The sequence below is a fragment of the Acetobacter estunensis genome, assembly GCF_019083805.1.
Lineage (GTDB): Bacteria > Pseudomonadota > Alphaproteobacteria > Acetobacterales > Acetobacteraceae > Acetobacter > Acetobacter estunensis_A.
The window spans coordinates 423,013-430,585 of the sequence record NZ_JAHRDV010000002.1; the positions used below are offsets into that span (position 1 = coordinate 423,013).

General features: G+C 57.9%; 7 protein-coding genes. 4 read left to right on the forward strand and 3 right to left on the reverse strand.

Translation table 11 applies throughout. The features are described from left to right. Positions 1-69 precede the first annotated feature (69 nt). Positions 70-1,023: a LysR family transcriptional regulator gene (locus KUA11_RS04730; RefSeq protein WP_217409186.1), complete on the forward strand. Its 954-nt coding sequence runs from the start codon at positions 70-72 to the stop codon at positions 1,021-1,023. On the opposite strand, the gene KUA11_RS04735 is transcribed toward KUA11_RS04730, so the two are convergent. The 3 genes from KUA11_RS04735 to KUA11_RS04740 form a co-directional block, all read right to left on the reverse strand. Continuing rightward, positions 957-2,297 carry a putative bifunctional diguanylate cyclase/phosphodiesterase gene (locus KUA11_RS04735; protein WP_368040924.1) on the reverse strand — a complete coding sequence of 447 codons (1,341 nt, stop codon included), beginning with the start codon at positions 2,295-2,297 and terminating at the stop codon, positions 957-959. The genes KUA11_RS04730 and KUA11_RS04735 overlap by 67 nt on opposite strands. Beyond that, on the reverse strand, positions 2,285-2,692 hold the full coding sequence (locus tag KUA11_RS17445; RefSeq protein WP_254454652.1) for a PAS domain-containing protein: 408 nt from the start codon (positions 2,690-2,692) through the stop codon (positions 2,285-2,287). Before KUA11_RS17445 ends, KUA11_RS04735 begins: the two co-directional genes overlap by 13 nt. A 70-nt stretch (positions 2,693-2,762) precedes the next feature. Further along, positions 2,763-3,431 carry a glutathione S-transferase family protein gene (locus KUA11_RS04740; RefSeq protein WP_217409187.1) on the reverse strand — a complete coding sequence of 223 codons (669 nt, stop codon included), beginning with the start codon at positions 3,429-3,431 and terminating at the stop codon, positions 2,763-2,765. Between the two features lie 196 nt (positions 3,432-3,627). Here KUA11_RS04740 and KUA11_RS04745 point away from each other — a divergent pair, with 196 nt between their 5' ends. The 3 genes from KUA11_RS04745 to KUA11_RS04755 form a co-directional block, all read left to right on the forward strand. Beyond that, positions 3,628-5,709: an FUSC family protein gene (locus KUA11_RS04745; protein ID WP_217409188.1), complete on the forward strand. Its 2,082-nt coding sequence runs from the start codon at positions 3,628-3,630 to the stop codon at positions 5,707-5,709. Between the two features lie 116 nt (positions 5,710-5,825). After that, positions 5,826-7,208 carry a GGDEF domain-containing protein gene (locus tag KUA11_RS04750; protein ID WP_368040925.1) on the forward strand — a complete coding sequence of 461 codons (1,383 nt, stop codon included), beginning with the start codon at positions 5,826-5,828 and terminating at the stop codon, positions 7,206-7,208. 90 nt (positions 7,209-7,298) lie between these two features. After that, the coding region (locus KUA11_RS04755) for a 3-methyl-2-oxobutanoate hydroxymethyltransferase (protein ID WP_368040926.1) at positions 7,299-7,573 on the forward strand (275 nt) is incomplete at its 3' end.

Genomic DNA, 7,573 nt, shown 5'->3' on the forward strand with positions numbered 1-7,573 from the left:
ACAGCTCTCGAAAAATCATCCATTCCTTAACAACATTGGTCGTGAATTACGAACAATTGGAGCGTTGTCATGGACCGGATCGATCTTTTTCGCGTGTTCCTGCGTGTGGCGGAAACCTCCAGTTTTTCGCAGGCGGCCATATCCCTGAACCTGCCTCGCTCCTCCGTTTCCACTGCCATACGAGAACTGGAAGCACGGGTGGGCGCACGTCTTTTTGCCCGCACGACGCGCAAGGTCGCCCTCACAACGGATGGGCGACTGTTTCACGGTCACGCGCTCCGTGTCGTGAGCGACATGGAGGAGGCCGAAGGGCTGTTTCGGCACACCCCTGAAGACGCACGGGGTTTAATACGGGTGGACATGCCCGGACGCATCGGACGTCTGATCGTGGCTCCGGCCCTCCCCGGCTTTCTCGACCGTCATCCGGGGATCGATGTCATGCTTGGCGTGACCGACCGGGCGATGGATCTGGTTGAAGAAGGGGTAGACTGTGCCCTGCGCGTCGGCGCTCTTGCCGATTCACGTCTGATCGGACGTCTGATCGGACGACTTGAGATCATCAACGTCGCCAGTCCGTCTTATCTTGCACGGCACGGAACGCCAATGTCTCCACAGGATCTGAGCGAGCATTTCGCCGTGCCTTATGCTTCCCCCACCACCGGACGCATTGAAGACTGGGAATGGGAAGAAGATGGCGTGGTACGCGCACAAACTTTACGCAGTCGCGTAAGAGTCAACAGTGCAGAAGCCCAGATTGCCTGCTGCGTGGCGGGATTGGGCCTGATCCAGATTCCCGCCTACGATGTAAGACCACAGCTGGATCGTGGTGAACTTGTGGAAATACTTCCCGCTTGGCGGGCCGCGTCACTTCCGCTCACCCTGCTCTATCCCGAACGACGCCATGCCTCCGTACGACTACGGGTTTTCACGGACTGGCTGGTGCCCCTTGTTGCCCATCACATTCGGCATCCACCTCCCTCCGTTCCGAAAGAAGATCCCGCTTCATCGCGCGCGACTGCCTGAACGAGGCAAGCCTGTCTCACGGCCTCTGGCACCCGCGCCGCCGGCACAGGACGCGCAAACAAAAAGCCCTGACATTCCGTGCACCCCAGATCGTCCAGCACTCTCAACTGATCGACCGTTTCCACCCCTTCCGCCACAACAGAAAGATGAATCCCCTGCGCAAGACCGATAAGGCCAGAGGTAATGGCCAGATCGCGCGCATCGTCCTTGATGTTGGCAATAAAACTGCGATCGATCTTGATATGGCTCAGTGGCAGTTCGCGCAGGTGGCTGATGGAAGCGTAACCGGTTCCAAAATCATCGAAAGCGACAGGAAAGCCAGCCCGCGCGATTCGGTCTATCTCCCGACGAACACGGTCCGAGCGACCCGCGCCCAGAAAGATGGTCTCCGTGATTTCGATCTTCACTTTCTCACGCGCCACCGCATATTCGCGAGTCAGTCGGCACAACTCGTCAGCCAGCCCGTCTGCACCGAAATCCGCCACACTGAGATTAAGCGCTACACCGCCGTCGTAGAGCCCGTTTTCTGACCATCCGGCCAGATCCCGCACCACCGTTTCCCGCACCAAACGCCCCAGTTGCACGCCCATCTGGAAATCGCTGAACACATCGGAAAAAGCCACGGGCGTCAGCAGCCCTAACTGTGGATGGTGCCAGCGCAAAAGCGCTTCACAGAACGTGATGCACCCTTTCGCAAGATCGATGACAGGCTGGTAATAAAGCTCGAACTCACCGCGCTCAAGCGCCTGTCGCGCCTGCCCCATCAGCAACTGATGCTGCCGGGCACGACTTCGCAGATCTGGTGTAAATGACACGATCCGTTTTCCGCCCTCCTGCTTGGCCTGAAGAAGCGCAAGATCGGCGTCTTTGAGAGACTGCTGCACCGCCGCAACCGTACGGGTGATGTGAGTGTAGCCGATGCCTGCCGAGACGGAGACACCGGTTTCCCCAATCATGACCGGACGTTCGATCAGGGCGAGCATCCGCTTGAGGCAGGATTCGATTTTCCTCGGCGGACAGGAATCCTCGAGAATGATTGCGAATTCATCCCCGCCCAGCCGTCCGATAATCGCATCCTGACCCGCAAACTGCCTCAACCGTTCGACAATCTCGACCAGAACCGTATCTCCGGCATCGTGGCCGTAAATGTCGTTGACTTCCTTGAAACCGTCGAGATCGATCATCACCATCGTCCGCTCGCTCCCCGAGACGGTGATCTGGCGCGTTTCCTCCATCAGACTTTCGGTAAACCCGATACGATTCAGCGCGTCCACAAGTGGATCACGTCGAAACGATAGGCGATATAGGACTGGATACGGCCCACCTCATCCATGCGTGGAATGATGGTTGTCGCCACCCAGTAAAGCGCGCCACTTTTTGCGCGATTGCAGATCTTGCCGCGCCATATCCGGCCGCGGCTGATCGTGTTGTAAAGGCTCCGGAAAAAGGCCGGGCTGTGGTAACCGGAGTTGAGAATGCGGTGGGTATTGCCGATCAACTCGTGCCGATCATACCCGCTGATATGGCAAAACCGGTCGTTCACGTGCGTGATGATGCCCTTGGCATCCGTGATAGCCACGATGAGCACTTCATCAATGGCCGACCAGAGAAAATCTATGTCCTGTGCTTCCGTATCACCGTCAGGAATACGAACCGTTTGCTCACGCATGGCAACGTCTATCCCTTAGATCAGAGCGGGCTTAACTGATGGTATTTAGTTAAGAAAAGATGGGGCAAGCCTATGAAATGTTTTCAAAATCCTCCACAAGCCACGCGGTCGGTTCTTCTGCTGCCGCGTCATACCACTCCCTCAGCAAAGGATGCCGCCTGATCGCCTGTGCATAGGCCTGCGCCTTGGGCGAAAGCGCGACGCCATAACTCAGGAACCGCGCCACCACAGGAGCGAACGCGACATCCGCGTTGGTCAGATCCCGCCCGAAGAAGTAATCGCCCTCTCCTCCGAACATATCCCGCGTTTCCACCCATAATGCGTCGATCCGTGCAATGTCTTTTGCCGCCGCATCGGAAATCCCACCTGCCAGTGGCCGGTTTTCGCGCCCGAGATTCATCGGCATGGAGGAACGAACCCCCTGAAAACCCGCATGCATCTCCGCTGAGATGGACCGTGCATGAGCGCGCTCAACCGGGTCGGTCGGCCAGAGGGCAGGTTCGATCTCCGCGCAGTATTCCGCAATGGCCATGCTGTCCCACACGCGGATGTTCCAGTGCTCCAGATACGGAACCTTGCCACTGGGTGAGAGCGCGGAAATGCGGGGTGCGCTGTCGGCCTTACGCAATGGAACAACTTCTTCCGTCACATCAAGACCTGCCAGACGCACGGAAAGCCAGCCCCGCAGGGACCACGAGGAATAACGCCGGTTTCCAAGCACCAGCCGACCATCGGGCATGGAATTCTCCCTGAAAATAATGGGGCACTCTAACGGAACGAGGTGAGCGCCCCAAGCCTACCCGAAAGACATTTCACATTTGTGTGACAGAATATGTAGAGATGCGTCAAAAGCCGTGGCATGAGGAGCCATGCCTTTGCTGCCAACGCATCTTTTCCATCGCTGTTTCAGATGCCTGAGCATCGATCCCGCTTCCATGCGCTGGCTGTTCGCTCCCCGCCTTGCTGCGCTGGGCTTCTCCCTGCGCACGACCCTGGCGTCTCTTCTGGCGCTGGCCATCGCCTTCTGGATGGAGCTGGGGCAGCCGCAATGGGCCGCAATGACCGCATGGATCGTGGCACAGGGCACGCGCGGCGAAAGCATTTCCAAGGGCTACTGGCGCGTGATCGGCACGCTGGCCGGAATCACATCCGCCGTGGCGCTCGTAGCCATGACGCCGCAGCAACCTTGGCTGTTCTTTCCCCTGCTGGCCACGTGGGTCGGGCTGTGCACGGCCTGTGGCACACTGGTTCATAATTTCCGCAGCTACGCCTTCGTCCTGACAGCCTACACCTGCGCCATCGTCGCCATTTCAGCCGTGGATGCGCAGGATCAGGTGTTCGATATCGCCGTCGCACGCGGCACTTACATCCTGCTCGGCGTCGTGTGCGAAATGGTGGTGGCGATGATTTTCGTGCCGAATGTGCCTGAGAGGGCGCGTAAGGCCATCCACGAACAGCTCGACCGTATCATTGCCCAGTCGGTGGAAGCCGTGCGCGACATTCTGATGGGACGCTCTCCTCCGGAAAGTGACATCCATCAAATCCTTTCCATGGCGATTGCTCTGAATGACCGCATGGAATTCAGCGCCATCGAGACCGGACGAGGTGAACCGGCGGTCCGCAATGCCCGCGGCACCCTTGGGCAGATCGCCCGCTTCACATCGCGTGGCGTCGGCATGCGCAGTCGTCTCGCGGCTACTGGCCATGTGCCACAGGGCTTGTCGGCCGCCCTGCTGAATGCCGTAACCGATATGCTGGACCGCCTACCCGCCTGCCTTTCCGATCCCGCTTCTCTTATACAGCTACGACAGGAAGTGAGCGCTTTGAAACTGCGCTGCCATGCCGATGTAGAACGCACTCTGACAATCGAAAGCGCACTGATCGTGCCCCAGGAGAACCTGTCTCCGGTCCTCCGTGACCGGGTCATCCTGCAAGGAACCGGACTGCTTCTGGACGAACTGGCCCATCTTCTTGCCTGCTATGTGGGCGATCCGGTTGAGGCTATCGTCTCCGCCCAATCCCGGCTGGTGCGGCCGCCCAACTGGCGCGCGACATGGGCTAACGGCGTGCGCTCTGGGCTTGCCGTGCTCGTCGGGGCGATGATCTGGGAAATCACGGCCTGGCCACAGGGCGCGATGTTCGACATGTTTGTTGCCGTGGTGTGCGCCCGGTTTGCGTCCTTCAGCAACACGGTGCTGGCCAGCCGGACATTTCTCTATGGCGCATTATGGGCGGTGGCTCTCTCCATTGTCCCCGTCTTTCTCGTCATGCCCATCACTTCCGACTATCCGGTGCTCTGCCTTGCTATCAGCATCCCGATGGTGATCGGCGGTCTTGCCAACCGCAACCCGGCGACGGCCGCCATGGCCGCCTCCTTCGTCAATTTCTTTCCCTATATGATCGGCCCCGAAAATCACGGACGCATCGACGAGATCCAGTGGCTCAACACCAGCCTGCCTCTGTTGTGCGGCCTAGGTTTTGGCGTTCTGATTTTCCGGCATGTCCTGCCCTTCAGCCTGTCATCCTTTCTCTCAGCATTCGTTCATTCCAGCAAACGCATGCTGAATCGCATCAGTCGTTCTGACATGCGCGTCGAAGAACCGGTGTGGGTGGGACTGCTGGTGGAAAATATGGAAATTCTCATTGCAAACGGAGGCCGCATTGCCGGTCAACTGATGAACGACCTGCTGCGCGGTGCTTTTTCCCTGATGACACTGGGCCGCAATCTCATGCAGGCGCGCCGTATGACGGCCGATCCCGACCTTCCGGCCGATGCGCGGGCCACAATGGAGGCGATGTTTGCAACCCTTGCGCGTCATCCGGCCGCGATGGGTGATATGCGGACAACCGTAACCCACGCTCTGAGCCGTCTGATGACACTGGAAAGAGAAGAACCCGACGCCGCGCGTGCGAAGATCACCATGATTATCGGCTGCCTGATGATCGTCGCGACCGAACTGGGGCACTCCAACACGCTGATCGACTATCGCAAGGCGATTGAAGACGCCGTCACCTGACAGCCCCTCTGCATAAAACTTTTTTTAATGTGCCTCTCCAATACTCCTAATGACGAGATGCGTGCATTTGCGTCGAATGCCGAGCCCTCATTTTGTAGCGGAAACAGGAGAACAGAGTGGACGGGGCTGCCCATCAGCCAATATGTGACGCGCCTTCCCGTGCGATCATCGAATGGAGTACCATTCTTCGGCAGATCGAGCCTTCTCTCCGTCTGGAAATCTCCCATCTCATCCGGGAACACGCAGAGCATTGTGCGGAGACGTTCTATACCGCTCTTCTTGATGACGAAGCGGCCTCTGCCTTTCTCTCCACCCAGATTGTCCGGGACCAGCTCGCGCACGCCCTGAAGATGTGGCTGACGGCGCTTTTTTCGCTTCATCCCCCTGATCCGGCCGCTCTGATCGCGCTCCAGAAACGGGTAGGTACAGTCCATGCCCGCATCCGTGTGCCCATGCGTCTGGTCCTACATGGCGCACGCATCCTGAAGGACATGTTACGTCCCCTGCTGTTCGAGAAGTTCCCCTTGCAGACTGAGCTGCTCGCTGTCGTGCAGCATGTGGACAACATGATCGACATGGCGATGGAGATCATGGGAGGAGAATTTGTGGAGGATTTCCGCAAGGAAATCGCCACAGACGAAGCCTGTCGGCTCGTCACACTCGGCCAGGATCTGGCAGTGGAGAAAGAAGCCCAGAGAGCCGCGTTGCTCGATTGGGGGCACAAGATTCTTCTGGCGATCTGCTGCGCGCACCCTCCACCGCTGCCCACTCTCGAAAAATCAGGTTTCGGGCTTTGGCTGGTCCACAAGGGCACGCCTCTTTTCGGAAAAATGTCAGATTTTTCCAAAGTTCACGAATTGATCGACCAACTCGATCACCACCTTCTGCCCCGGATTGAAAAGCTTTTTCCCGTCCCTCCGGGAGAAATCCAGAATCTGCAGGAAATCCAACAGGAAATCGGCTTTCTCCTGAACAATATGTTCACGGAAAATGAACTGATAGCTGGCGGACGCGACCCCCTCACTTCTACTCTCAGTCGTCGCTTTCTTCCCAGTATTCTTTCGCGCGAAGTCACGCTCGCGCTGAGAAACAATCTCCCTCTGACCGTGCTGCTGGTGGATATCGATCACTTCCGCCTTATCAATGACCGCTTCGGTCATGCTCAGGGTGATTCGATCCTGCGTAGCGTGTCGGAAATCATCAGCGGACTGTGCCGTCCCGGAGACTTCGTTTTCCGACATGGAGGCGAGGAATTTCTTGTCGTTCTCGTGGAAACGGACGAGCGTGAAGCGAGCAGCGTGGCGGAGCACATCCGCAGCGAAGTTTTCCACAAGCCCTTGATGGGGACGACGAAAGTCACGGTTTCCATCGGCCTCGCAACTTTCGATGGTCACCCCGATTATGAACATCTGATTCATGAAGCGGATGCCGCGCTGGCGCAGGCCAAGCAGGAAGGACGCAATCGCTGCATCATGAATGCCGAGCGAACACGAACCTGAGACTTCGCCCGCATTTGGCGTTCTGCCACGAGTGAGTCACAACATCCTCCCTGAACACTGTCCAAACGGGACAAGCTTGTGGAGATGCGTGTGCGGATCACGGTTGCGGATGTCGGAAAGATGAAAAACGATGGCGAACGCATCGCCTTGGTGACAGTCTATGATTATTCATCTGCCTTGATTGCAGAACGTGCAGGCGTTCCACTGCTTCTGGTCGGTGACTCTCTCGGCATGGTAATGCTCGGCCACGACACGACGCTACCTGTCACGCTCGATGATATGATCCATCACGCCAGCGCCGTCATGCGGGCAAGCCGACAGGCTCTGGTCATCGCGGATCTGCCATTTCTGAGCTACGCAACGAT

Excerpts from the sequence above, each read along its gene's own strand:
- KUA11_RS04730 (WP_217409186.1), top strand. The coding sequence starts at position 70 with ATGGACCGGATCGATCTTTTTCGCGTGTTCCTGCGTGTGGCGGAAACC.
- KUA11_RS17445 (WP_254454652.1), bottom strand. The coding sequence starts at position 2,692 with ATGCGTGAGCAAACGGTTCGTATTCCTGACGGTGATACGGAAGCACAG.
- KUA11_RS04740 (WP_217409187.1), bottom strand. The coding sequence starts at position 3,431 with ATGCCCGATGGTCGGCTGGTGCTTGGAAACCGGCGTTATTCCTCGTGG.
- KUA11_RS04745 (WP_217409188.1), top strand. The coding sequence starts at position 3,628 with ATGCGCTGGCTGTTCGCTCCCCGCCTTGCTGCGCTGGGCTTCTCCCTG.